25 protein-coding genes are annotated in these 21,846 nt (G+C 61.5%); 6 read left to right on the top strand and 19 right to left on the bottom strand.

All coding sequences use genetic code 11. The features are described from left to right. Nucleotides 1–104 precede the first annotated feature (104 nt). The 10 genes from ACB039_RS19620 to ACB039_RS19575 form a co-directional block, all read right to left on the bottom strand. Complete coding sequence (locus ACB039_RS19620; RefSeq protein WP_371166267.1) at nucleotides 105–740, bottom strand: DUF2813 domain-containing protein; 636 nt, start codon at nucleotides 738–740, stop codon at nucleotides 105–107. A gap of 554 nt (nucleotides 741–1,294) precedes the next feature. Continuing rightward, nucleotides 1,295–2,923, bottom strand: a complete 1,629-nt coding sequence (locus ACB039_RS19615; RefSeq protein WP_371166266.1) for a PAS domain-containing methyl-accepting chemotaxis protein — start codon at nucleotides 2,921–2,923, stop codon at nucleotides 1,295–1,297. 259 nt (nucleotides 2,924–3,182) lie between these two features. Further along, complete coding sequence (locus tag ACB039_RS19610) at nucleotides 3,183–4,031, bottom strand: TIGR03899 family protein (protein WP_005329005.1); 849 nt, start codon at nucleotides 4,029–4,031, stop codon at nucleotides 3,183–3,185. A gap of 146 nt (nucleotides 4,032–4,177) precedes the next feature. Then, the gene (locus ACB039_RS19605; RefSeq protein ID WP_043129686.1) at nucleotides 4,178–4,654 is read right to left on the bottom strand and encodes a DUF3299 domain-containing protein; all 477 of its coding nucleotides are present in this window, start codon (nucleotides 4,652–4,654) and stop codon (nucleotides 4,178–4,180) included. 35 nt (nucleotides 4,655–4,689) lie between these two features. Then, on the bottom strand, nucleotides 4,690–5,937 hold the full coding sequence (locus ACB039_RS19600; protein ID WP_371166265.1) for an ABC transporter permease: 1,248 nt from the start codon (nucleotides 5,935–5,937) through the stop codon (nucleotides 4,690–4,692). Between the two features lie 79 nt (nucleotides 5,938–6,016). After that, nucleotides 6,017–6,703 (bottom strand): ABC transporter ATP-binding protein, encoded by a 687-nt coding sequence (locus ACB039_RS19595; RefSeq protein ID WP_371166264.1) that lies wholly within the window; start codon nucleotides 6,701–6,703, stop codon nucleotides 6,017–6,019. A gap of 4 nt (nucleotides 6,704–6,707) precedes the next feature. Beyond that, entirely contained in the window at nucleotides 6,708–7,301 is a 594-nt protein-coding gene (locus ACB039_RS19590) for a DUF2796 domain-containing protein (RefSeq protein WP_371166263.1), read from the bottom strand. Nucleotides 7,302–7,336: 35 nt separating this feature from the next. After that, nucleotides 7,337–7,627: a hypothetical protein gene (locus tag ACB039_RS19585; RefSeq protein ID WP_171273249.1), complete on the bottom strand. Its 291-nt coding sequence runs from the start codon at nucleotides 7,625–7,627 to the stop codon at nucleotides 7,337–7,339. Nucleotides 7,628–7,670: 43 nt separating this feature from the next. Continuing rightward, entirely contained in the window at nucleotides 7,671–8,213 is a 543-nt protein-coding gene (locus ACB039_RS19580) for a YtfJ family protein (RefSeq protein WP_043129681.1), read from the bottom strand. A gap of 219 nt (nucleotides 8,214–8,432) precedes the next feature. Then, on the bottom strand, nucleotides 8,433–9,311 hold the full coding sequence (locus tag ACB039_RS19575; RefSeq protein WP_041205060.1) for a hypothetical protein: 879 nt from the start codon (nucleotides 9,309–9,311) through the stop codon (nucleotides 8,433–8,435). Between the two features lie 123 nt (nucleotides 9,312–9,434). Between ACB039_RS19575 and ACB039_RS19570 the strand changes: the two genes are divergently transcribed. Beyond that, nucleotides 9,435–9,785: a hypothetical protein gene (locus ACB039_RS19570; RefSeq protein WP_371166262.1), complete on the top strand. Its 351-nt coding sequence runs from the start codon at nucleotides 9,435–9,437 to the stop codon at nucleotides 9,783–9,785. Between the two features lie 27 nt (nucleotides 9,786–9,812). On the opposite strand, the gene ppa is transcribed toward ACB039_RS19570, so the two are convergent. Next, nucleotides 9,813–10,343, bottom strand: coding sequence for an inorganic diphosphatase (gene ppa, locus ACB039_RS19565; RefSeq protein WP_005329022.1), 531 nt, complete (start codon nucleotides 10,341–10,343; stop codon nucleotides 9,813–9,815). Between the two features lie 235 nt (nucleotides 10,344–10,578). Between ppa and mpl the strand changes: the two genes are divergently transcribed. After that, entirely contained in the window at nucleotides 10,579–11,943 is a 1,365-nt protein-coding gene (gene mpl / locus ACB039_RS19560; protein WP_371166261.1) for a UDP-N-acetylmuramate:L-alanyl-gamma-D-glutamyl-meso-diaminopimelate ligase, read from the top strand. Continuing rightward, entirely contained in the window at nucleotides 11,940–12,551 is a 612-nt protein-coding gene (locus ACB039_RS19555) for a flavin prenyltransferase UbiX (RefSeq protein ID WP_371166260.1), read from the top strand. Before mpl ends, ACB039_RS19555 begins: the two co-directional genes overlap by 4 nt. A gap of 74 nt (nucleotides 12,552–12,625) precedes the next feature. On the opposite strand, the gene ACB039_RS19550 is transcribed toward ACB039_RS19555, so the two are convergent. Next, nucleotides 12,626–13,240, bottom strand: a complete 615-nt coding sequence (locus ACB039_RS19550) for a TetR/AcrR family transcriptional regulator (protein WP_042648901.1) — start codon at nucleotides 13,238–13,240, stop codon at nucleotides 12,626–12,628. Nucleotides 13,241–13,441: 201 nt separating this feature from the next. Between ACB039_RS19550 and hpt the strand changes: the two genes are divergently transcribed. From hpt to ACB039_RS19535, 3 genes are all read left to right on the top strand, one after another. Further along, on the top strand, nucleotides 13,442–13,972 hold the full coding sequence (gene hpt, locus ACB039_RS19545) for a hypoxanthine phosphoribosyltransferase (protein ID WP_041205063.1): 531 nt from the start codon (nucleotides 13,442–13,444) through the stop codon (nucleotides 13,970–13,972). A 112-nt stretch (nucleotides 13,973–14,084) separates the two neighbouring features. Further along, nucleotides 14,085–15,002, top strand: coding sequence for an ABC transporter ATP-binding protein (locus tag ACB039_RS19540; RefSeq protein ID WP_042648902.1), 918 nt, complete (start codon nucleotides 14,085–14,087; stop codon nucleotides 15,000–15,002). Further along, entirely contained in the window at nucleotides 14,999–15,772 is a 774-nt protein-coding gene (locus ACB039_RS19535) for an ABC transporter permease (protein WP_041205064.1), read from the top strand. The genes ACB039_RS19540 and ACB039_RS19535 overlap by 4 nt, the downstream gene beginning before the upstream one ends. Before the next feature lie 56 nt (nucleotides 15,773–15,828). On the opposite strand, the gene ACB039_RS19530 is transcribed toward ACB039_RS19535, so the two are convergent. The 7 genes from ACB039_RS19530 to dksA form a co-directional block, all read right to left on the bottom strand. Next, nucleotides 15,829–16,176: a putative quinol monooxygenase gene (locus tag ACB039_RS19530; protein ID WP_025328197.1), complete on the bottom strand. Its 348-nt coding sequence runs from the start codon at nucleotides 16,174–16,176 to the stop codon at nucleotides 15,829–15,831. Between the two features lie 20 nt (nucleotides 16,177–16,196). Next, on the bottom strand, nucleotides 16,197–17,051 hold the full coding sequence (gene panC / locus ACB039_RS19525) for a pantoate--beta-alanine ligase (protein WP_371166259.1): 855 nt from the start codon (nucleotides 17,049–17,051) through the stop codon (nucleotides 16,197–16,199). Between the two features lie 275 nt (nucleotides 17,052–17,326). After that, nucleotides 17,327–18,121, bottom strand: coding sequence for a 3-methyl-2-oxobutanoate hydroxymethyltransferase (panB, locus tag ACB039_RS19520; protein ID WP_371166258.1), 795 nt, complete (start codon nucleotides 18,119–18,121; stop codon nucleotides 17,327–17,329). An 18-nt stretch (nucleotides 18,122–18,139) separates the two neighbouring features. Next, nucleotides 18,140–18,637 carry a 2-amino-4-hydroxy-6-hydroxymethyldihydropteridine diphosphokinase gene (gene folK / locus ACB039_RS19515; RefSeq protein WP_005329042.1) on the bottom strand — a complete coding sequence of 166 codons (498 nt, stop codon included), beginning with the start codon at nucleotides 18,635–18,637 and terminating at the stop codon, nucleotides 18,140–18,142. A 10-nt stretch (nucleotides 18,638–18,647) separates the two neighbouring features. Continuing rightward, nucleotides 18,648–20,120, bottom strand: a complete 1,473-nt coding sequence (gene pcnB / locus ACB039_RS19510; protein WP_042648906.1) for a polynucleotide adenylyltransferase PcnB — start codon at nucleotides 20,118–20,120, stop codon at nucleotides 18,648–18,650. 143 nt (nucleotides 20,121–20,263) lie between these two features. Next, nucleotides 20,264–21,166: a tRNA glutamyl-Q(34) synthetase GluQRS gene (gene gluQRS / locus ACB039_RS19505; protein WP_371166257.1), complete on the bottom strand. Its 903-nt coding sequence runs from the start codon at nucleotides 21,164–21,166 to the stop codon at nucleotides 20,264–20,266. Nucleotides 21,167–21,279: 113 nt separating this feature from the next. Then, complete coding sequence (dksA, locus tag ACB039_RS19500) at nucleotides 21,280–21,729, bottom strand: RNA polymerase-binding protein DksA (protein WP_005329052.1); 450 nt, start codon at nucleotides 21,727–21,729, stop codon at nucleotides 21,280–21,282. Nucleotides 21,730–21,846: the final 117 nt, after the last annotated feature.

The following is a 21,846-nucleotide window of genomic DNA, read 5'->3' as shown; positions in this document are numbered from 1 at the left end:
AGTTTGAATTCAGCAGTAAATGAGCGACGTAATCTTGTCATTGAACACCTCAAGTCATGGTGGCGACTGTACCACCTAAAATGGTGTCCGGGATGATTAGACCACTACACCGCCAAGCTGTCACTGATTTGGTCGGTCAATCCCTTAATGACTGTGCGCTCTGTATCCCAGTTCACCGCACGGAGCATGCGCCCCAGTAATGCATTGGCTCCGTAGGCAATGTGATCGGCGGGATCACGGCGTGCGGGGAGGTAGTGGATATGTATATGGTTACGTTCCGCTCGGGGTACTTGGGTGGTGGTAAGTGGTGAGCCATCTGGATTGATGTCCAACACATAGACCATGTTTTCCTCTATATCCCCATCCAACCCCATGGTTGCGTTAAGGCGAAAACGAATGCGTGGTGTGCCATCGATCTCGTCGAGGCGCATATGACCGAAATGAGGTGCAACCGTGCTGTTGTCTTCGCCATCTTTTAATTCAGGGAATACAAAGTCGGCCTCGATCCATAACTGGCGCTCCTCCGGAGGCACTTCTTCGTTCAATGGGACATGAAAGTCTGAGCGCAGTATTCGACGCAGTGATGGATCAAAGGCAAACAACCGACACAAGGCCTGCAGTGCAGCTGTTTTGCCGGAGCCATTAGGCCCAATGAGGTAAGTCATCTCCTCCAATGGAATTTCGGTGGGGGCTGCCCCGAAAGATTGGAAGCTCGATAGGCGGAGGGTTTGCAGCTTCATTGGGCATCCTATGTCTTAGAACGAAGAGAATGGGGATCATCACCATGTTGAGTGATTCGTAGCAGGTTGCCGATTGCACATCTAACTCGGATGGCAAAGTTCTTGCCCGTGGATTCGCGGCATTTTACCTGTACTTTTGTGCAGGCTTGGCTCATGGCTGACTCCGACGAGAGGGTTGCCAAGCAGCTATGTTACCGAACGGCGCTGGGGAGAGAAGCAGGAGAGGGGCGTTTTCTGGGCAAGATCAACAAATTTATTAATAAGTCGGAGGTGATGGGTTTCTCAGCACCGGCAGCGCATCAGAGCAGGGTGGTCAAATCGAGGTTTAACCCTGTGGAGTGCCCTGTCGCGCAGCTGCCATTCAAAATGCGGCAAGGGTAAGCCGGTAGTGGTGGCGAGTGTGGATAAGTGACTGGCCGCCCTGTAACAGCGGGGTTGGATCTAGAGTTCTGCCCCAGCCCCATAATGTCGATGGGCCCCGTCTCCTGCGAGATGGGGCCCATGTTTTTTTGTATTAGCGCACGGTCTTTGGGTCTGGTTTGCTCCGTGAAGGCTTAGCGGGCCAGCAGGGGCTGGCCGCTGGTCAGGGTCGCACTGGTTGTCTGGACTGCCGGATGCTGCTGGAATTGGCGCACCAGCCGCTCCAGCTCGCCGAGTTGCCGCACCAGGGCGATGACGCCCTGCACCGCATGCTGACTGCCCTGAGTGGAGTCGTCGGCCAGGCTCTTGATGCTGAGCACGCTGCGGTCTATGTCGGCGGTGACCTGGGATTGCTCCTGCACCGCCTGGGCTATCTGGTTGCTGCCGGCGGCCACCTGCAGCAGGCGGTCGCTGATCTGTTGCAGCACGTCGCCGGTGGCGGCGGCCTTGAGGCGGCAACTGGCGGAGCGCTGCTCTCCCTTCTCCATCGCCTGCTCCGCATCCCCGGCGCTGCCCTGCAAGAGGCTGATCATCTTCTGGATCTCGCCGGTGGAGGACTGGGTCTTGATGGCCAGGGTGCGGATCTCGTCCGCCACCACCGAGAAGCCGCGACCCGCCTCGCCGGCCCGGGCGGCCTCGATGGCGGCGTTGAGGGCCAGCAGGTTGGTCTGGTTGGCGATGTTGTTGATGACGTCCAGGATGCCGTCGATGGCCCGGCACTGGGTGGCGAGGGTGTTAATCACCCCCTTGGAGGCGATCAGCTCGCCGTGCATCCCCTCCACCTCGACCAGTGTCTCCTGCACGCGGAGGTTGCCCTCCCTGAACAGATCGGCGGTCTCATCGAGCCGGTCTGAGGCGGCGGTCGAGCTGTGGGAGACCTCGCGGATGGACTCGGCCATCTGGGTGATGGCTGTCGCCACCTGGTTGGTCTGGGCCTGTTGCTGCTGCAGGTTGTCGGTGATGGATTCGGCGTTGCGCAGATCCGTCTGGGCGGATGTCAGGATCTGCTGGCAGGTCTGCTGGGTGCGGGCCAGCACCGCGTTGAACTCCGCCTGGTTCATCTTCATGGCGAGCTCGATGGCGGCGAGGCGATCGACCCGGCCGGTGTAGAGCAGTTGCATCAGCGGGTTGTCGAAGCGGCTGCGGGCCAGGGCCTCCAGTCTCGCGAGACGGCGGGAGAGGGCCTGGTTGATGACGAGCGCCAGCATCAGGGACAAGGCGCCGAGCAGAAGGGGCCAGCCAGGGCCGTGCTGATAGCCGAAGGCCACCAGAGCCGCCAGACAAGGCAGCAGGCAGAGAGTGAGCGCGAGCGTGTGGGAGAAGGGGGGCAGGCGCAGGGCCCGCGGGGTCTTGCCGCTGCGCATCTCCTCATAGACCCGCTCCGAGCGCTGCTTCACTGCGTCATCCGGCGCCGTGCGCACCGACTGGTACTCCACCACCTTGCCGCTCGCATCCTGGATGGGGGTCACGAAGGCATTGACCCAGTAGTGATCCCCGTTCTTGCAGCGGTTCTTGACCGGGCCCATCCAGCTCTTGCCTTCACGGAGATGACGCCACATATCGGCGAAGGCCTGGGGCGGCATGTCGGGGTGGCGGACCAGGTTGTGCGGTGATCCCTGCAGCTCCTCCAGGATGAAGCCCGCTATCTGGCAGAACTCGTCGTTGGCATAGGTGATGCGGCTCTCCAGATCCGTGGTGGAGATCAGGTTCTGGTGCGCCGGGTAGAGGCGTTCACGCTGGGTAACGGGCTGGTTGACTCTCATGGCGGCTTCCGACTGTGGCGGGATGATGAGTCCCGACAACTTGGGACTAGTAGTCCCATTGCAAGCCGTGCACCAGAGTGCCAGAACACGCTTAAATTGCGTGCAAAATGCATCTTATTTGCCCAAAACCCGGGGATGGACGAGAACGATCCGGGCCAGCGTCTCCACCTGCTGAATCGATTCGCTTTTTGGGAGCCGTTTTGGCAACGGCCTGACGGGTTTCGCAATTTAGCAAGGCGGGGCCGGTGCCCCGCCGGGATCAGCTGGGGAGATCGGGCTCGCCGGCCGGGGCCAGCATCAGAGTCTCTATCTGCAGGTGAGTGGAGAGCAGGGTCTTCAAGTCCTGCAGGTACTCCTCCAGGGGCGGCTCTTCCAGCAGCAGGGCAAGTTCGTTGCCGATGGGGGTGAGACGGTAATAGAGCAGGGTGAGGTTGCTCTGGCGCTGGCGCAGGCGCCAGCGCTGATTGCCGAAGGCCAGCTCGACCCCGTCCGCAGGCAGGGGGCCGGATTCGAGCTCCCCCTTGTGCAGCAGGCCGAGATCACACAGCAGCAGCAGGGCGCTGTAGGGGACCCGGTATTTGCCAAGCCCCATGCGGGTGACCCTGGCGCGGCTGAGCAGGCCGGCCCCCTTGTGCATGCCCAGCAGCAGGCGTTGCTCGTCGCTGCCCTCGTAGTGACAGGAGAGGGCACAGATCCGCTGGAACAGCTGGGCTTCACGCTGGGTCATCTCCTTGAGGGTGTTGAGGGCACGGATGGAGAAGCGACCGGGGGTCGCCACCTCCAGGGCGAAGATCCGCCCCCACAGTTGCTGCATGGGCACCATGCTGATGTCTTCGGCCAGTTGCAGGAAGCGGGTCAGCCAGTCGCTGTCCATCTCGCCGCCGGCCGCCGTCTCTTCGCAGTGGCGGGCGGCCATCACCATGATGGCTTCCAGGTTGCGCTGGCGGGCGGCCTGATCCGCCAGATGGCGGAAGGTGGCGCGCTGCTCGAAGGTGCTGTCGCTGTTGCGGGTCAGCATGCCGTCTATGCCGCGACTGCGGGCCAGGCGCAGGGTCTGCTCCTGGCTGCTCAGGATGGCACTCTCTTTCTTGGGGGGCAGGTCAGCCATGCTGGCTCCGTGATCGCAGGGTCTGGTGTTGAATGTTACTCCAACCGGGCCCATGAACAATCCCTCAGGCGGGCACGGCGTCATGGGGTTCAGGAGATGGGTTCAGGATAAAAAAATGGCCTCCCGCAGGAGGCCATCGGCATGGCTTACTCTTCGTAGACGCTGACCTCGACCGCCTCCATGGAGTAGGAGGCGGTAGCCATCTCGTGACTGGAGCTGACGGTGTGCATCTTTCCCTTGACCCAGATGGCGTCCCAGAGATCGTCCACCGGTGCTCCCTTGGGGTAACTCACGTAGATAACCTGGTTGGTGGGGGGCGGCGGCACGTGGATGCAGGCGCCGAAGTAGGGCACCAGCAGGAAGGCTGTGATGGTCTTGGCATCCCCCTCCAGCGGCACCACGAAGCCGGGGATCCGCACCTCCTGATTGTCCAGCTTCTTGTTGACGCCCCCCACCGGCTGTGGCACTGAGGAAAGGTCGCCGTCGTGGCTCACCTGGGGCGGGGGCAGCAGCTTCTCACCTTCGGGAATGAGCACATCCCAGTCGATGGTCTTGTAATCGGCGGCCATGGCAGGCAGCACCAGCAGGCTGGCCAGCAGCGCCACTATCTTCCACTTCATCATCTGTCCTTCTCTCAATTTTTTATGCGGGCATGTCGCTAGATGCGAATGCTCATGCCATCACTCAGGCTGTAACGATAAGCGCGGGCGGCGGGGAGCAGGCCGATCACCATGCCTGCCAGCCACACCAGCCCCAGCAACTGCCACTCATAGGCGTTCGGCAGCCCCAAGCTTAATTGCAGGCCATAGTGGCTGAGCAGCCAGGGGGTGGCAAGCCCCTGGCCGAGATAGAGCACGGCTACCCCGAGGGCGATGCCGAGGGTGGTCAGCGCCATCGCCTCCAGCGCCAGCAGCAGGAACAGGTGGGCCGGGCCTGCACCCAGGGATCTCAATATGGCGAGCTCGCGGCGCCGCTCGTTGAGCCCCGCCAGCAAGGTCGTCAGCATGCCGATGAGGCCCGCCACCACCACGAAGCCCGCGATGACCGACAGCGCCGTCTCCGCCACGCTCATCAGGCTCCACAGCTCCTGCAAGGCGGCCCCGGGGAGGATGGCCATCAGCGGCTCCCTGGGGTAGGTGTTGATGCTCCGCTGCAGCTGGAACGCCAGAATGCGGTTGCTCAGGCCCACCATAAAGGCGGTGATGGTTTTCGGGGTGAGATCCAGTGCCAACGCCTGTTCCGGGGTGACGTTCTTGCTGTGGCGGCCGGTGTCCCAGCCAAGGTGGATAGCCTCTATCCCCGCCAGCGGCACATGGATGGTGCGGTCGATGGGCGTGCCGGTCGGTGCCAGTATCCCCACCACCTTGAACGGCAGGTTGTCGTGCTGGCTGAACGAGGTGTTGCCGGCGCCGTGGGCGATGACGATGGGCTGGTCCAGTTTGTAGCCCAGCTTCTGTGCCACCTGGGCGCCGAGCACCGCCTCGAACGGCGTCTCGAACGGGCGTCCCTCGCGCAGTTGCAGGGACTGCTGCTGGCCGTACTTCAGATGGGTGAAGTAGTCGCCGTTGGTGCCGAGCACCCTGAACCCCTTGTGGGAGTCACCGAGTGACAAGGGGATGGTCCAGGCAACGCCAGGCTTTGTCTTGATGGCCTGGTAGGAGTCCCAACCCACGTTGTTGGTGGGATTGCCGATGCGAAACACCGAGTAGAGCAGCAGGTTCACCTGACCGGAGCGGGCGCCGACGATGAGATCGGTACCCGAAACGGTATTGGAGAAGCTCTCGCGCGCCTGGCTGCGCACCCGCTCCACCCCGAGCAGCAGGGTGACGCTGATGGCGACGGCCAGCAGGGTAAGTCCGGCGGTGAGGCGACGGGCCCAGAGGCTTTGCAGGGCGAGTTTCAGCATATGCTCCTCCAGCCCAGGGGGAAGAGGAGGTCATGGCTTCCCGGCATGGCCGGACAGAGGCCCTTATCTGCGGTGTTCATCATGCGGCCCTCCGGTTGAGCAGTTGCAGGTTCTCTACCCGTGGGAAGAGGGGCTCCAGATAGGGGTCGTGGCTCACGAAGACGAGGGTCGAGCCCTGCTTGTCGCACTCCTCGAACAGCAGCTTGATGAAGGCGGCTCTGTTGTCGGTATCCAGGGCCGAGGTGGGTTCGTCGGCGATCACCAGCGGCGGCGAGCCGATCAGCGCCCGGGCGGCGGCGACCCGCTGTTGCTGGCCGATGCTGAGGGCGTGAACGGGGCGATGCAGTGCCTCGTCCGGCAGTTGCAGCTCAGCCAACAGGCGGCGCGCCTCCTGTTCCGGGCTTCCTTTCAGGCGGGCCCGCTTGGCGGGCGAGAAGATGAGGGCAGCGGTGACGTTGTCCTGCACCGATAGAAACGGCAGCAGATTGAACTGCTGGAAGATGTACCCCAGATTGGCCGCCCGGAACTGGTCACGGGCGCGGCCGGAAAGCCGGGCCAATGGTTGGCCCAGCACCTCCAGGGTGCCGTGGTTGGCGGTCTGGATCCCGGCAAGCAAGCCGAGCAGGGTGGATTTGCCACAGCCCGACGGGCCCTTGATAAACACCCGTTCCCCCTCGCGGATGCGCAGGGCGGGCAGATCGAGTACAGCGTCGCCACCTGGCCAGGCAAAGGCCAGATCGCAGATCTCAACCACGGCGTTTTTCATGGCGTTACCAGCTCAGCTTGTTGGCGGACGGGGTCAGCTCGGCCGCAGTCTGGCCGGTGGGCAGGATCCCCTGCACGCTCAGCTTCTCCAGGCTCGGATAGACGGCAAACAGGGTGGCTTCAAGACCATTGAGTTTGGCCGGGGTGGCGCAGGTGTAGGTATACATGGCCCCCAGGTCCGCATGGCCCGCCTCATCGTGGTGCTCATCATGCTCGCTGGCAGCCTTGTCATGGTCATGGTCATGGTCATGGTCATGGTCATGGTCATGGTCGTGATCCTCTTTGGCGGCTTGCAACGCCTGCTGGGTCAGCTTGCAGCCGGCGGCCGGGTCGAGGCGAAACAGGGTGTCGGGTTGCTGGAGGCGGGCCACGGCCCTGGCGTGTTGCGCTTTATCTTCATCGCTCCTGGCGGCGTGTTCGAAGCCCACCAGGTCGGCTGCGGGGGCCTGCAGCTCGATCATCAGCTGGTTGCCATCCACCACCAGATTGAGGTGGCCATGGCCGTGCTCGTGGGCACCATGGCTGTGGCTCTCGTGTTCGTCGTGATTTGCCTGGGCGCCGAAAGCGGCTGCGGCCAGCAACAGGGTGACTGCTTTCATCGTTAATCCTTTTGAAAAATTGATAAGAAACTGATTCAACGGAAGGAACAATGAAGGTATGGCGGGGCTCTGATGCGGCTATGGCCTGACGTCGTGGTGGTGACGGTTGGCAAGGTGGTGCCGATAAACAGGTCGATGACAGAAGACTGGGTCGGGACAAGGGGGGTCGGGGTGAGTGCCAGCTTGCCATCCAGATGCAGGGCGCAGAGGGTGCAGGCATGGTTATGTTCGGGCAGGTCGGCTTCAAGCGGATGCTGTGCCAGCGCCGGTTGCATCCACAACCAGCCCAGCAGCAACATCCAGATTGTCAACGTGGTACGACCCATAGACCCTTATGGAAAGGGCGCCATCAGCGCCCTTCTCTCTGATTCAGAGATGGGACTGAATGAGCCCCATCACCTTGGTTATCTCGGTGGCAGCGAGCTGGCCATCTTTGGCAAACAGCACCTTGCCCTCTTTATCCAGCACTATGATGGCCGAACTTTCCGGCGCCAGATCCCAGGCGTTGCGGGCCATGCCCTTGGCATCCAGCACCATGGCGGACCAGGGGAACTCTTTCTTGCTGTCTTCGGCGCTGCTCTTCACAAAGCCGGAGGTGCCCCAGATGGCGTCATTACTGTTGATGATGGTGACCGTCTGGTACTTGTCATGGGGCAGCTTGGCCGCCTTGATCGCCTCGATCATGGGGGCGTTCAGCTCCTTGGCACTGGAGCGACCCGCGATATGCTGTATCAGAAAGACTTTGCCGGTCAGTACCTTGCTTTGCCAGGGCTGATAGCTGACCTCTTTATCCTTCAGCACCAGCTCACCCTTGTCGCCGATGTTGACCAGCGGCACCTGGGCCGACTCCTTGATGTTGTGGGCCAGAACCAGGGTTGGCAGCAGCGCCAGGGTAAGTACGAGATGTTTCATCCGTATGACACTCCTTTGTGATGTTATAACGATTTTGGGATCGAGGGAATGGGACCCTGAACATCCTAAACTGATCGGATCTGTTTAAAAAGTGTTAAATAAACGCGAGGATTTATCCGGTCGCAGAATCAATCTGTCTTGAACCTGCGAATGACGGCGGCAAGGATGGCATGAGGCCGATAAAAATCAACTGATTGCCCATGTGCTGAGGCAGTGGACTCAATAGAGCGGTTCGCTGATCAGGGGGATCTGGGCCATGGTCATCTGCTGAGCCAGCAGGGGGGAGCCAGTCAGCAGCACGTGGCGCTGGTTGCCGATCACCAGGGTATCCCCTTCCAGCCCGCTGTCGGCCGTGATGGCGAGCCAGGCTGGCGAGACGCTGCCGATGCTGATGTCCGGATAGATGATGCTGAGGTTGTATTGCGGTGCCAACTCGGCCAGGAGGCTCGCCATCAGCAGTGCCTTCTCGTCACTGTCAGCCTTGTTTTCTTGCAGGGCCTGCAGGGGAGGAGCGAAGTGATCCATCTGCTCGGACGGGGTGGGGATGCCGCTTAACCACTCCTGCAGCAGGTTGACGCTGGTGGCCAGATCCTTGGCCGAAAATTGCCTGGCCAGGGGTTTGAGATCCCCCTTGAACTGGTAGAACAGCTGAGAGTAGTTGGGCCTCACGCAGGGCAGCTTGCGATTGGCCGGGTGTACGCAGGGCAAGACTCGCATCTCGTAGAAGGCATCCTCCTGGTATTGCTGGTAGGCTTGCCAGAACTGGATGGACTCGAGGCTGCTGTCGTGCAGGGTAAAGGCCTGCTCCAGGTCACGAAACTTGGTGGCTGTCTCGGGGCTGTAGTGGTTGATCTGGTTGATGCTGTTGTAGAGCCGGGGGCTGATGTAGGAGTAGAGGGTCTCCAGCGGGTAGTTGAGTGCGGTGTCGAGCTGCGTCATCTCGTGGCGGCTGGCAGAGAGGACGCGCTCGTCCGTGGTCAGTTGCAGGTGCTTGCGCTGGCCGTCGGCGGATTGCCACTGCCAGCTCATGTTGACCTCATTGGCCACTGCCGCAGAGCCGAAGAGTAGACTCCACAGCAGGCATTGTGCCAGTTTCATGGTGTGCATCCTGCCTGGGTGATACTAAACAACTAGGTGAGCCGACGGGATTTGGATTGGTTTAGTGATGACGATATTGGTAATTATCTGATCCAGCGGTAAATTTAGTCAGGGAAATAAGTCATGTCGGAAATAACCATGAAGCCTGTTTCATTGTTTTTGCTGATGCTGCTCTCGTTGCCGACACTGGCGGGTCAGGTGATCGTCAATCAGGGCATGTCCACGGCGGATACCTTTGCCCTGCGGGATCAACTGGCGCGAGAACATGAGTGGCAGGAGTGGCTGCGGTTCCAGCAGGCCATCAAGTGGCTGGAGGTACTGCCGGTCAACTGCGATCTGGTGGGGGGCGCCGGGCAGGAATATCGCTGTGGGGACAACTATTACCGTCCCTATCGACAGAACGGGCGTGACCTCTATATCCAGGGGGATCCGCCAGACCAGCCCCCGCAACGGCCCATAAAAAAGGCGCCATAAGGCGCCTTTTTTTTGCGAGAGAGACGCTTACTTGGCAGCGTAACGCTCGGCAGAAGTCAGGATTTCGGCTTCGGCAGCGGCCTTGTCGCCCCAACCTTCCACCTTGACCCACTTGCCTGCCTCCAGCTCTTTGTAACGCTCGAAGAAGTGCTGGATCTGGGCTTTCAGCAGCTCGGGCAGATCGTTCACATCCTGGATGTGATCGTACTGCTTGGTCAGCTTGGAGTGGGGAACGGCCACGATCTTGGCATCTTCGCCAGATTCGTCGGTCATCTTCAGCACGCCAACCGGACGGCAGCGAATGACGGAGCCGGCCAGCAGCGGGTAGGGAGTCGGCACCAGCACGTCGACGGGGTCACCGTCCAGGGACAGGGTGGCGTTCACGTAACCGTAGTTGCACGGGTAGAACATCGGGGTGGACATGAAGCGATCAACGAAGATGGCACCGCTGTCCTTGTCGACTTCGTATTTGATCGGGTCGGCATTCTGCGGGATTTCGATGATGACGTAGATGTCGTCAGGCAGGCTCTTGCCAGCCGGTACCAGGTTCAGGCTCATGACGTTTCCTTTGCGTGTTGGAGTCAAGTTTGCAGGCCGACATTATAGCGATGTCCCGTCAAATGACCATATTTCGCGGGCAGGGGAGTGTGCTGGCGGATGCCGTGCCACCTGGTGCCGTCCGATTTCTGTCGCCTTGCCGGACTCGACAGCGCTCTTGCCATGGTCGCGGCTTGTGCCACCGGGTCAACAGACCCTAGAATGCGCACTTCCCTTTACTGCGAAAGGAAGCGGTATGCATATTCACATTCTCGGGATCTGCGGCACCTTTATGGGTGGTCTGGCGGTGTTGGCAAAACAGCTGGGTTATCGAGTCACCGGCTCCGATGCCAACGTCTATCCCCCCATGAGCACCCAGCTCGAGCAGCAAGGCATCGAGTTGACCGAGGGCTATGATCCGTCCCAGCTCGATCCGGCGCCGGATCTGGTGGTGATCGGCAATGCCATGAGCCGTGGCAACCCTTGTGTGGAGTATGTGCTGGATCGCAACCTGCCCTATATCTCTGGCCCCCAGTGGCTGCTGGAACACGTGTTGCAGGATCGCTGGGTACTGGCCGTCGCGGGCACCCATGGCAAGACCACCACCGCCAGCATGCTGGCCTGGGTACTGGAATATGCCAAACTCGAGCCCGGTTTCCTCATCGGTGGTGTGCCCGGCAACTTCCCGGTTTCCGCCCGTCTGGGCTCCGCCCCCTTCTTCGTCATCGAGGCGGACGAGTATGATTGCGCCTTCTTCGACAAGCGCTCCAAGTTCGTTCACTACCACCCGCGTACCCTGGTAATGAACAACCTGGAGTTCGACCACGCGGATATTTTCCCGGATCTCGCCGCCATCCAGCGCCAGTTCCATCACCTGATGCGTACCGTGCCGAGCAACGGCCGGGTGCTGTTCCCCCAGGCCGATGACAACCTCACCGCCGTGCGCAAGATGGGCTGCTGGAGCGAGGTGGAGCTGGTGGGTCAGGACGACGCCAAGTGGAAGGCGGTCAAGCTGACCGACGACGGCTCCGCCTTCGAGGTGTGGCTGGATGGCGTCAAGCAGGGGGAGGTGCACTGGGAGTGTATCGGCGAGCACAACGTCAACAACGGTCTGATGGCCATCGCTGCCGCCCGCCATGCCGGTGTCATGGTGGAGCACGGCATAGCCGCCCTCTGCCAGTTCAAGTCCCCCAAGCGGCGGATGGAGCTCAAGGGCGAGGTGGCAGGCATCAGCGTCTATGACGACTTCGCCCACCACCCCACCGCCATCGAGACCACCCTCGGAGGCCTGCGCGCCAAGGTGGGTCAGGCCCGCATCCTGGCGGTGCTGGAGCCGCGCTCCAACACCATGAAGCTGGGGGTGCACAAGGAGGAGCTGGCCGGCTGCTTCGATGGCGCCGACGAGGTGTTCTTCTTCCAGCCTGCGAACATCGGCTGGGATCTCGGCGAGGTGACCGCCCACATGAGCCGTCCGGCGCAGGTGTTTGACGACCTGGAGATCCTGATCGGTGCCCTGGTGGCCGAGAGCCGCGCGGGGGATCATATTCTGATCATGAGCAACGGTGGCTTCGGCGGCATTCACGACAAGCTGATCGCCCGCCTCAGGCAAGGCACATCATGAACAAGCAGATCACCCTGGCGCTGACCGGCGCCTCCGGCGCCCCCTACGCCCTGCGCCTGCTGCAGTGTCTGGTGCAGGCGGACTACCGGGTCTACCTGCTCGCCTCCTCGGCCGCCCGGGTGGTGCTCAAGACCGAACAGCAGCAGGAGTGGCCCGGCTCGCCGAAAGAGCTCTCCGCCCATCTCTGTCGCCAGTACGGCGCCAAAGAGGGTCAGATCGTCGCCTGCGGCAAGGAGGAGTGGTTCTCGCCGGTGGCCTCCGGTTCGGCGGCGCCCAAGCAGATGGTGGTCTGCCCCTGCTCCATGGGCACCGTCTCGGCCATTGCCAACGGCACTTCCGACAACCTGCTGGAGCGGGCGGCGGATGTGGTGATCAAGGAGCGTGGCCAATTGATCTTGGTACCCCGCGAGAGCCCCTTCTCAGCGATCCATCTGGAGAACATGCTGAAACTGGCGCGGCTCGGGGTGACCATCATGCCCGCCGCGCCGGGGTTCTACCATGAGCCGAAGAGCATCGAGGATCTGGTGGACTTCATGGTGGCGCGGATCCTGGATCATCTGGGCGTCGAACACGAGCTGACCCGCCGCTGGGGCTATGCCAGGCACTGAGTCAGCGAGGTGGAAGACAGACAAAAAAACGGCGCCGACCTGAACAGTCGGCGCCGTTTTTATTGGCAAGAGGATCAGGCCACCTGAAGGGGGGCCGTCACGTACTTGAACAGGAAATCGGTCACTTCTTCCCGGCTTGGGCGCTGTGGCTGATTGATCATCTGCATCATGACGTAGCCAAATCCGGTCAGGGATCGGGCCAGATCCTGGGCGGACAACACGCTCTGGATCTCGCCGCTGTCCATGGCCGCTTGCAGGTGGGGGGCGATGCGCTCCAACGCCTTGTCCAGCAGGCGGGTGTAACGGGGCCAGACCTCTTCCCGTACCGATGAGCTCCATTCCAGCCAGATACTGGCGTGGTCCGGTTTGTCGTAGGCGGCGTCAACGAACAGTTTCACATGGCGGTGGATGCTGTCCCTGACCGAGCCCTGACCGTTATACGCCTGCTCGAGGATCTGCTGTACAAAGCCTTCAATTTCGGTCAGCACTTCATCGACCAGATCTTCACGGGTGTTGAAATAATTGAAGACGGTGGCAACCGAGACTTTGGCCTGCTCGGCAATTTCGGCATGTCCCGCGCGGCCAATGCCACGACGGGAAAATACCTCGATGGCACATTCCATCAATTGATCACGACGAGCCTCCGGCGACAGCCGGGTCCGACGTCTTATTTCTGCGCGTGGTTCCATAGTTTTTTCATCTAATAGTTATTGATTATGGTGTTTATAGTATTGTCACCGATAATGCCCGAAGGCTTGCTAACTCTATCAATTAAAATAAGCCGATAAAAGCATCACGTATGCCTGACGCCTTCCGGTTGGAGTGGTAGAATCATCGGTTTTGATGTTAATGAACGGCCAATAACCCTTTGGCCATTATTGGAGTATGTGATGAAACACAACGTCGAGGTGATGATCTCCGAGGCCGAGGTTGCCGCCCGGATCGCCAAACTGGGTGAAGAGATCACCGCCCGTTACCAGGGCTCCGATGAAGTCGTGATGATTGGCCTCTTGCGCGGCTCCTGCGTCTTCCTGGCCGATCTCTGCCGTCAGTGCCAGCTGCCCATCACCCTGGATTTTATGACTGCCTCCAGCTATGGCTCCGGCATGCACAGCACCCGTGACGTGCGCATCCTCAAGGATCTGGATGACGACATCAAAGGCAAGGATGTGGTGATCGTCGAGGACATCATCGATACCGGCTACACCCTCAACAAGGTGCGCGAGATCCTCTCCCTGCGCGAACCTAAGTCCCTGGCGATCTGCACCCTGCTGGACAAGCCGTCCCGTCGTGAGGTCCAGGTGCCGGTAGACTGGATTGGCTTCGCCATCCCGGACGAGTTCGTGGTGGGCTGTGGTATCGACTACGCCCAGAAGTACCGTAATCTGCCCTTCATCGGCAAGGTAGTTCCGCAAGAGTAAGCAAGGCTCGGACGTGGCAGGGCAGCTTGGCCGCCCGTCATCGACTGTCTTCAGGCGGCGCTAAAGCCGCCTTTTCTGTCTCGAGATGGGCTCATCCATCACAGGGGTTGCAATGAACGCATTGGAAATCAGCGGTCTGAAGAAGACCTATCAGGGGGGCGTCGAAGCCCTCAAGGGCATAGATCTCACCGTCAAGCAGGGAGATTTCTTCGCCCTACTCGGCCCGAACGGGGCGGGCAAGTCCACCACCATCGGCGTGATCAGCTCGCTGGTGAACAAGAGTGCCGGCAAGGTCAAGGTGTTCGGTCATGACATCGACACCGATCTGGAGCTGGCCAAGGCCCAGCTCGGCCTGGTGCCCCAGGAGTTCAACTTCAGCATGTTCGAGAAGGTGAGCCAGATAGTGACTCACCAGGCCGGTTTCTATGGCGTGCCAAGGGCCGAGGCCAAGGTGCGCGCCGAGAAATACCTGCGTCAGCTCGATCTGTGGGACAAGCGCGACATGGCGGCTCGCACCCTCTCCGGCGGCATGAAGCGCCGGTTGATGATAGCCCGTGCCCTGATGCACGAGCCCAGACTGTTGATCCTGGATGAGCCGACTGCCGGGGTGGACATCGAGATCCGTCGCTCCATGTGGAGTTTCCTCAAGGATCTGAACGAGCAGGGCGTCACCATCATACTCACCACCCACTACCTGGAAGAGGCGGAGATGCTGTGCCGCAACATCGGCATCATCGACAAGGGGCGCCTCATCGAGAACACCAGCATGAAGAGCCTGCTCGGCAAACTGGGCCGCGAGACCTTCCTGCTGGATCTGGTGCCAGGCTCTGCCGTGCCGAGCCTGCCCGAGTTCAACGGCCGCATGCAGGATGAGCACACCCTGGAGGTGGAGCTGGACAAGAGCCAGTCCCTCAACAGCCTGTTCGAGCAGCTCTCCGCCCAGGGGGTGAAGGTGCTGAGCATGCGCAACAAGGCAAACCGGCTGGAAGAGCTGTTCGTCAACCTGGTAGAGGAGGGTCGCAAAGCATGAACCCCATGACCTATTACATCGCCTTCAAGAGCATACTGGCCAAGGAAGTGAGCCGCTTTACCCGGATCTGGATCCAGACCCTGGTGCCGCCGGCCATCACCATGAGCCTCTACTTCGTCATCTTCGGCAACCTCATCGGCTCGCGCATCGGTGAGATGGGGGGCTTCAGCTACATGGAGTTCATCGTGCCCGGTCTCATCATGATGTCGGTCATCACCAACTCCTACTCCAACGTCGCCTCCTCCTTCTACAGCGCCAAGTTCCAACGCAACGTGGAGGAGCTGCTGGTGGCGCCGGTACCGAACTACATCATCATCGCCGGCTATGTGGGCGGCGGCGTGGCCCGGGGCCTCTGTGTCGGCCTCATCGTCACTCTGGTGTCGCTGTTCTTCGTGCCGCTGCAGATCCACCACCTGTTCAGCGTCTGCTTCACCGTGCTGCTGACCTCGATCCTGTTCTCCCTGGGCGGGCTGATCAACGCCGTGTTCGCGAAGTCGTTCGATGACATCAGCATCATTCCGACCTTCATCCTGACGCCGCTCACCTATCTGGGGGGGGTCTTCTACTCCATCAGCCTGCTGCCGCCGTTCTGGCAGGGAGTCTCCCAAGTGAACCCCATCATCTACATGGTGAATGCGTTCCGCTACGGCTTCCTCGGTATCTCCGACGTGCCGCTCGGCACCGCCTACCTCATCATCATCGGCTTCATCGTCGCCCTCTACGGACTGGCCTGGTGGCTCATCTCCCGCGGCACCGGGCTGCGGCACTGAGGGTTTACCCATGAAAAAGGCGCCGAAAGGCGCCTTTTCTTTGTTCCAGGTTTGCCTCAGAGGGCAGGGGCGTCATAGTCCGCCGGCTCGTCGCTGTAGACGCAGACGTTCCACTTGGCCGCCAGGCCATCCTCGGCCAGACAGTAACGCTCGAAGAAGGCCTTGATCTCCGCGCGCTGGCAGTGCGCCTCGAAGCTGGCCATGTCTTGCCAGATCTCGTTGAAGACGATGGGGAAGCTCTCCCCCTCGGCAAACGGGCTGGCAATGTGGCGGGTGACTCTGTACTGCAGGCAGCCGTCTTCCCTCAAGGTGTTGGGCTCCAGCCCCTGCAATACCTGGAACAGAGCCTGCTCCTTGCCCGGCTTGGGCAGGAACTGGGCGATGCAATAAACCTTCTTGGACATCTTTGTCTCCTTGCCGTGTCTCAACCCTGAAGGGTGACGACACGATTGTCGATAAGACGGGCCTTGCCCAGATACGCGGCCATCAGGATCACCAGCCGCTTGCTGGCGGCGCTGGAAGATTCGAGGGTGTCGGCGTCGACGATGTCGATGGCGTCGGTCCTGAATCCGGCGTTGTCGAGACGCTGACTGGCCTGAGCCACCAGGGAGGGCAGGTGATGGCTCCCCGCCTCTATCTGCTCGGCTATCCAGTTCATGGTGCGCGCGAGCTCGGGGGCCAGGGCCCGCTCGGCGGCTGTCAGGTAGCCGTTGCGCGAGGAGAGGGCCAGCCCGTCCTCGGCCCGCACCGTGGGCACGCCGACGATCTCGACCGGGATGGCCATGTCGGCCACCATCTTGCGAATGAGCGCCAACTGCTGGTAATCCTTCTGGCCGAAGCAGGCCACATCGGGTTGCACCAGGTTGAACAGCTTGGTGACGACGGTGCTGACGCCGCGGAAGTGCCCCGGGCGCAGCGCCCCTTCCAGCAGGCTGGAGAGGCCCGGCACCTCGACGAAGGTCTGGCTGGCCAGCCCGTGGGGATACATCAGCTCCGGGGTCGGGGTGAACACCAGATCCACGCCAGCGGCCTCGAGGGCGGCGCAATCCTGCTCCAGGGTACGGGGGTAGTTGGCGAGATCCTCGGCCTTGTCGAACTGCAAGGGGTTGACGAAGATGCTGACGACCACCTTCTCGCCGTGGCTGCGGGCCTCATCGACCAGGGTGAGATGGCCCTGGTGCAGATTGCCCATGGTGGGCACGAATGCGATGGCGCGCCCTTCGCGGCGCCACTGGCCGATCTGTTCACGCAGAGCGGCAGGATTATTCACAACCAACATCAACAGTTCACCTTCGGATAGGTCAAGGAAACAGGGATTGAAAGGACCCGAGTGGATGGCACGGGATAGTTCACGAGCAACATCATCAACAGTTCACCTTCGGATGGGTCAAGGAAACAGGGATTGAAAGGACCCGGGTGGATGGCACGGGATAGTTCACGAGCAACATCATCAGCGGTTCACCTTCGAATGGGTCAAAGAAACAGGGATTGCATGGGCCAGAGAGGAATGCGAAACGGGGGCCGAGCCCCCGTTGCCGTTCATGAGGCCAGTAATCAGTTGAAGCAGTGCTCGGGACCGGGGAAGGTACCCTCGCTCACCTGCTGCACATAGAGGCGGATGGCGGCGCGCATGTCACCGGTCTCGGCCAGGAAGTTCTTGGTGAACTTGGGCACATAGCCGGAGGTGATGCCAAAGGCGTCGTGCATCACCAGGATCTGGCCATCGGTGGCCGGGCCCGCGCCTATGCCGATGACAGGGATGCGCAGGGCCTTGCTGATGCGCTCGGCCAGGGCGACCGGCACGCATTCGAGCACCAGCAGCTGGATGCCAGCTGCCTGCAGCTCGAGGGCCTGGCGGTAAATCTCTTGGGCGTGGAACTCGTCGCGCCCCTGCACCTTGAAGCCGCCAAACACGTGGACGGATTGCGGGGTGAGGCCGAGGTGACCACAGACAGGCACGCCGTTGCGGGTGAGGTGGCGAATGCTCTCGCAGAGCCAGTCGCCCCCTTCCATCTTCACCATGCGGGCGCCGGCGGCCATCAGCCGGGCGGCGTTCTGGTAGGTCTGTTCGGGAGTGGCATAGCTCATGAACGGCATGTCGGTGACCACCAGCGCCTTGCTGGCGCCGCGTACCACGCAGCGGGTGTGATAGACCATCTCATCCATGCTGACGGCCAGGGTGTCGTCCCCTCCCTGCAGCACCATGCCGAGGGAATCACCGATGAGCAGCACCTGGGCACCTTCGCCGTCGAACAGCTTGGCGAAGGTGGCGTCATAGGCGGTGATGGCGGTGATTTTTTGTCCGTCCTGCTTCATCTTCTGCAGGTCGGTGATGGTGATCTTGCTCATTACGTTGCTCCTACTCGTCTACTCACCCGTGGCATCGGCAAGGATCTCGAGACCATTGCGCGGGCAGCGGGCAACCAGTTCGGTGAGCGGGGTGCCGCAGGGCAGCACCAGGGCGGGGGCGATTTCGGCAAGGGGCAGCAGGACGAACTCCCGCTCCTTCATGCCGTAGTGGGGAACGATCAGGCGTTCATGCTGGATGACTTGCTCGCCGTACAGCAGCAGATCCAGATCCAGGGTTCTTGGACCCCAACGCTCGTCCTTGCGCACACGTCCCTGTTCCCGCTCGATTTTCTGCAGTTGGTCCAGCAAAGCCAGGGGGCTGAGCCGGGTATGAAGCCGCACCACGGCATTGACGTAGTCGGGCTGATCCGCAGGGCCCATGGGGCGGCTGCCGTAAAGCTGCGAGACCTGTTGCAATGCGGATTCCGGCAGCCTGTCCAGGGCGGCGACGGCCTGTCTGGCCTGGGCAACGGGATTGCCCAGGTTGGATCCGATGGCAACGAAGACCTCGATCATCGGGTGGCCTTTATTCTGCCGCTTTCGGCTTGCGACGACGGGGGCGACGGCGGTTGCGGCTGTTGCTGCCACGTTTCTCACCGTCTCCGCGCGGCTCGGCCGCCGGGGCACGTTCACCGCTCGCCGGGCGGCGGGTTGCTTCCCGTTGCAGTTGCGGACGCACATCCGGGTTGGAGGCCACATAGCGCTCCCACCAGCTGGCCAGCTCGCCGAGGCCACGCTCGACCCGGTTGCGCAGCAACAGGAAGTCAAAGGCAGCGCGGAACTTCGGATGCTCCATGGCGCGCTCGGGGTGACGGCCCTGGCGACGGGTCAGGCGCTGTTGCAGGGCCCAGATGTCGCGCACATCCGTGGTGAAGCGGCGCGGCACGGCGATGATCCGCACCTGGGCATCCAGCACCTCGTTGATGGCCAGCATGAAGGCGTCGTGCCAGGGCAGGCCGCTCTCGTTTTCCAGCACCCGGGCACGGGCCTCGACGGCGCCCCACAGCAGGGTGGCATAGAGGAAGGCCGGGGTGACGCGCTTGTCTTCACGGACCCGGGTATCGGTGTCCATCAGCGCCAGCTCGATGAACTGCTCGTAGGGCGAGTTGCCGTTGGGCGTAAACAGGGCGGCGACCTGGGGGAACAGGGGCTGGAACAGCCCGTATTCGCGCAGCAGCTTGTAGGTGGCGAGACCGTCGCCGGCCAGGAACAGCTTGAGGGTCTCCTCGAACAGACGGGCGGCCGGAATGTCCTGCAGCAGCGGTGCCAGCTCCCGGATGGGGGCGGCGGTGCGCGGGCTGATGGTCATCTCCAGCTTGGCGGCGAAGCGCACGGCGCGCAGCATCCGCACCGGATCTTCCCGGTAGCGGGTCTCGGGGTCGCCGATCAGTTCCAGCTTGCGCTCGGCGAGATCCTCGATGCCACCCTCGAAGTCATGCAGGGTGAAATCCTTGGCGCTGTAGTAGAGGGCGTTGACGGTAAAGTCGCGGCGCTCGGCATCCTCTTCGATGGTGCCGTAGACGTTGTCGCGCAGCAGCATGCCTTCATCCGACTGGGCCGACACGTGCTTGCTGGTATTGACCTGATGGTGGTGGCCACGGAAGGTAGCCACTTCGATCACGTCACGACCAAAGACGATGTGGGCCAGGCGGAAACGACGGCCGATCAGGCGGCAGTTGCTGAACAAGGCCTTGATCTGCTCCGGCGTGGCATCGGTGGCGATGTCGAAATCCTTTGGCGTCTTCCCGAGCAGAATATCCCGGACGCCGCCACCCACCAGGTAGGCCTCGTAGCCTCCCTTGTTCAGGCGGTAGAGCACCTTGAGCGCATTCTCGCTGATCTCTTTGCGCGAGATGGGGTGCTGGTCACGGCTCAAGGTTCGGCGTTGACCTGCGACACGGGCTGGAATGGGAGACTCTATCGACTGCTCGCCGTCTTCCTTGCCGAGCACCTTGCGGCAAAAGTTTGCGATCTGGGAAAAAATGGTACACCTCTTCATGACTTCAAATTGACGGGAGGCCAAAAAATAGCGGCCTATCATAGCTCAGGCCCGACCAAATGAGAAACGCTGCGGTCTGCTTCCCCGATTCGGGCCCGGTGACATAAATGACGCGGCGGCCTGCGTTTGCTCTGCGTGCCGGTTTACCTGGCCCCCAGCACTATCTTCTGCTGGCGGGGAACCCGGGCCAACTGCCAGTGGGCGATGCCCCAGGCGATGATCTCGTCGACGGTATTCTCTCTCAGGCAGGGCGGCGGGCACTGGCCGAGGAACGCGAGGGCCTGCCACAGGGCGGGCCTGACATCATCCTGTGCCAGCGCCGGTGCGTGGTTCTGTTTCGACAGCTTGTTGCCATCCGCCAGCACCGCCAGCGGCAGGTGCACCCAGGCGGGGACGTCCGCACCCAGGGTCTGGTAGAGGGCAATCTGGCGCACCGTGGGCTCCAGCAGATCGGCGCCGCGCACTATCTCGGTGATGCCGCTGTCCATGTCATCCACCACCACCGCCAGGTTGTAGGCGTAGAGCCCGTCCCGGCGACGAACGATGAAGTCCTCCTCAGCGAGCGCCGCAGGCACCGCAATATGGCCCTGTAGCTGATCCTCGAAGTGGTAGACCGGATGGTGCTGGCGCAGGCGGGCGGCGCAGCCCTCTGCGGTCAGCCCCAGTGTGCGGCAGTGGCCGTTGTAGAAGCCGCCCGCCGCCATGATCTCGCGGCGGGTGCAGCGACACCAGTAGAGATCCCCGGCCCGGTAGAGCCCCTCGATGATCTCGTCATAGCGCCCATGGCGCCGGCTCTGGTACATCACCTCTCCATCCCAGCCGAGGCCATGGGCCTCCAGAGTCAGGAGGATGAGCTCGCTGGCCCCGGCCATCTCCCGCGGTGGATCTATGTCCTCGATGCGCACCAGCCAGCGCCCCTGCTGCGATCTCGCCTGCAAGAAGCTGCCAAGGGCGGCGACCAGGGAGCCAAAGTGGAGCGGACCGGACGGGGAGGGGGCGAAGCGACCCACATGGGGGCGGAGAGGGGAGGAGGGGGTCATGGCCATGGGAATTCGGGTAGACGATGCATTGAGGCTGCATTCTGGGATGGTCGTGGGAAAAGCTCAATAAAAAAGGGAGCCTGCGAGCTCCCTTTTTTTGTCCATGTCGATGGGCGGCATCAGCCAGCCATCTGTTTTTCCTTGATTTCAGCCAGCGTCTTGCAGTCGACACAGAGGTCGGCAGTCGGACGGGCTTCCAGACGACGAATGCCGATTTCGATACCGCAATGTTCGCAGTAACCAAAGTCGTCTTCTTCGAGCAGCAGCAAGGTCTTCTCGATCTTCTTGATCAGCTTGCGTTCACGGTCGCGGGTGCGCAGTTCGAGTGCGAACTCTTCTTCCTGCGCGGCGCGATCGACCGGATCCGGGAAGTTTGCAGCCTCATCCTTCATGTGGTCGACGGTGCGGTCAACTTCCTGCATCAGTTGGTTGCGCCAGGCTCCCAGGATCTTGCGAAAATGTACCTTTTGTTGGTCATTCATGTACTCCTCACCGGCTTTCACCTGATAAGGCTCTACACCCGCAATGGCCAGGGGGCCCAGAGATTTCCTGTTTTCGCCTGTTGGCATGCCCTGTCTCCTAATTCAGCACGCTACCCGTGCCATCCATAAATTGAGGGCGGTATCTATAGCAGAAGGGTCAACGGGAGGCAAACAAGCCTTGTCAATATTGTTACCCACTTCAGC

The organism is Aeromonas sp. S2(2024), assembly GCF_041402505.1.
GTDB classification, from domain to species: Bacteria; Pseudomonadota; Gammaproteobacteria; order Enterobacterales; family Aeromonadaceae; genus Aeromonas; species Aeromonas media.
Note: the sequence above shows the minus strand (reverse complement) of the source record. Positions and strands in the feature narration are given on the sequence as shown.

What these genes read in the sequence shown, in the direction of transcription:
- ACB039_RS19620 (WP_371166267.1), bottom strand. Translation starts at nt 740, where the DNA reads ATGAAGCTGCAAACCCTCCGCCTATCGAGCTTCCAATCTTTCGGGGCA.
- ACB039_RS19615 (WP_371166266.1), bottom strand. Translation starts at nt 2,923, where the DNA reads ATGAGAGTCAACCAGCCCGTTACCCAGCGTGAACGCCTCTACCCGGCG.
- ACB039_RS19610 (WP_005329005.1), bottom strand. Translation starts at nt 4,031, where the DNA reads ATGGCTGACCTGCCCCCCAAGAAAGAGAGTGCCATCCTGAGCAGCCAG.
- ACB039_RS19605 (WP_043129686.1), bottom strand. Translation starts at nt 4,654, where the DNA reads ATGATGAAGTGGAAGATAGTGGCGCTGCTGGCCAGCCTGCTGGTGCTG.
- ACB039_RS19600 (WP_371166265.1), bottom strand. Translation starts at nt 5,937, where the DNA reads ATGCTGAAACTCGCCCTGCAAAGCCTCTGGGCCCGTCGCCTCACCGCC.
- ACB039_RS19595 (WP_371166264.1), bottom strand. Translation starts at nt 6,703, where the DNA reads ATGAAAAACGCCGTGGTTGAGATCTGCGATCTGGCCTTTGCCTGGCCA.
- ACB039_RS19590 (WP_371166263.1), bottom strand. Translation starts at nt 7,301, where the DNA reads ATGAAAGCAGTCACCCTGTTGCTGGCCGCAGCCGCTTTCGGCGCCCAG.
- ACB039_RS19585 (WP_171273249.1), bottom strand. Translation starts at nt 7,627, where the DNA reads ATGGGTCGTACCACGTTGACAATCTGGATGTTGCTGCTGGGCTGGTTG.
- ACB039_RS19580 (WP_043129681.1), bottom strand. Translation starts at nt 8,213, where the DNA reads ATGAAACATCTCGTACTTACCCTGGCGCTGCTGCCAACCCTGGTTCTG.
- ACB039_RS19575 (WP_041205060.1), bottom strand. Translation starts at nt 9,311, where the DNA reads ATGAAACTGGCACAATGCCTGCTGTGGAGTCTACTCTTCGGCTCTGCG.
- ACB039_RS19570 (WP_371166262.1), top strand. Translation starts at nt 9,435, where the DNA reads ATGTCGGAAATAACCATGAAGCCTGTTTCATTGTTTTTGCTGATGCTG.
- ppa (WP_005329022.1), bottom strand. Translation starts at nt 10,343, where the DNA reads ATGAGCCTGAACCTGGTACCGGCTGGCAAGAGCCTGCCTGACGACATC.
- mpl (WP_371166261.1), top strand. Translation starts at nt 10,579, where the DNA reads ATGCATATTCACATTCTCGGGATCTGCGGCACCTTTATGGGTGGTCTG.
- ACB039_RS19555 (WP_371166260.1), top strand. Translation starts at nt 11,940, where the DNA reads ATGAACAAGCAGATCACCCTGGCGCTGACCGGCGCCTCCGGCGCCCCC.
- ACB039_RS19550 (WP_042648901.1), bottom strand. Translation starts at nt 13,240, where the DNA reads ATGGAACCACGCGCAGAAATAAGACGTCGGACCCGGCTGTCGCCGGAG.
- hpt (WP_041205063.1), top strand. Translation starts at nt 13,442, where the DNA reads ATGAAACACAACGTCGAGGTGATGATCTCCGAGGCCGAGGTTGCCGCC.
- ACB039_RS19540 (WP_042648902.1), top strand. Translation starts at nt 14,085, where the DNA reads ATGAACGCATTGGAAATCAGCGGTCTGAAGAAGACCTATCAGGGGGGC.
- ACB039_RS19535 (WP_041205064.1), top strand. Translation starts at nt 14,999, where the DNA reads ATGAACCCCATGACCTATTACATCGCCTTCAAGAGCATACTGGCCAAG.
- ACB039_RS19530 (WP_025328197.1), bottom strand. Translation starts at nt 16,176, where the DNA reads ATGTCCAAGAAGGTTTATTGCATCGCCCAGTTCCTGCCCAAGCCGGGC.
- panC (WP_371166259.1), bottom strand. Translation starts at nt 17,051, where the DNA reads ATGTTGGTTGTGAATAATCCTGCCGCTCTGCGTGAACAGATCGGCCAG.
- panB (WP_371166258.1), bottom strand. Translation starts at nt 18,121, where the DNA reads ATGAGCAAGATCACCATCACCGACCTGCAGAAGATGAAGCAGGACGGA.
- folK (WP_005329042.1), bottom strand. Translation starts at nt 18,637, where the DNA reads ATGATCGAGGTCTTCGTTGCCATCGGATCCAACCTGGGCAATCCCGTT.
- pcnB (WP_042648906.1), bottom strand. Translation starts at nt 20,120, where the DNA reads ATGAAGAGGTGTACCATTTTTTCCCAGATCGCAAACTTTTGCCGCAAG.
- gluQRS (WP_371166257.1), bottom strand. Translation starts at nt 21,166, where the DNA reads ATGGCCATGACCCCCTCCTCCCCTCTCCGCCCCCATGTGGGTCGCTTC.
- dksA (WP_005329052.1), bottom strand. Translation starts at nt 21,729, where the DNA reads ATGCCAACAGGCGAAAACAGGAAATCTCTGGGCCCCCTGGCCATTGCG.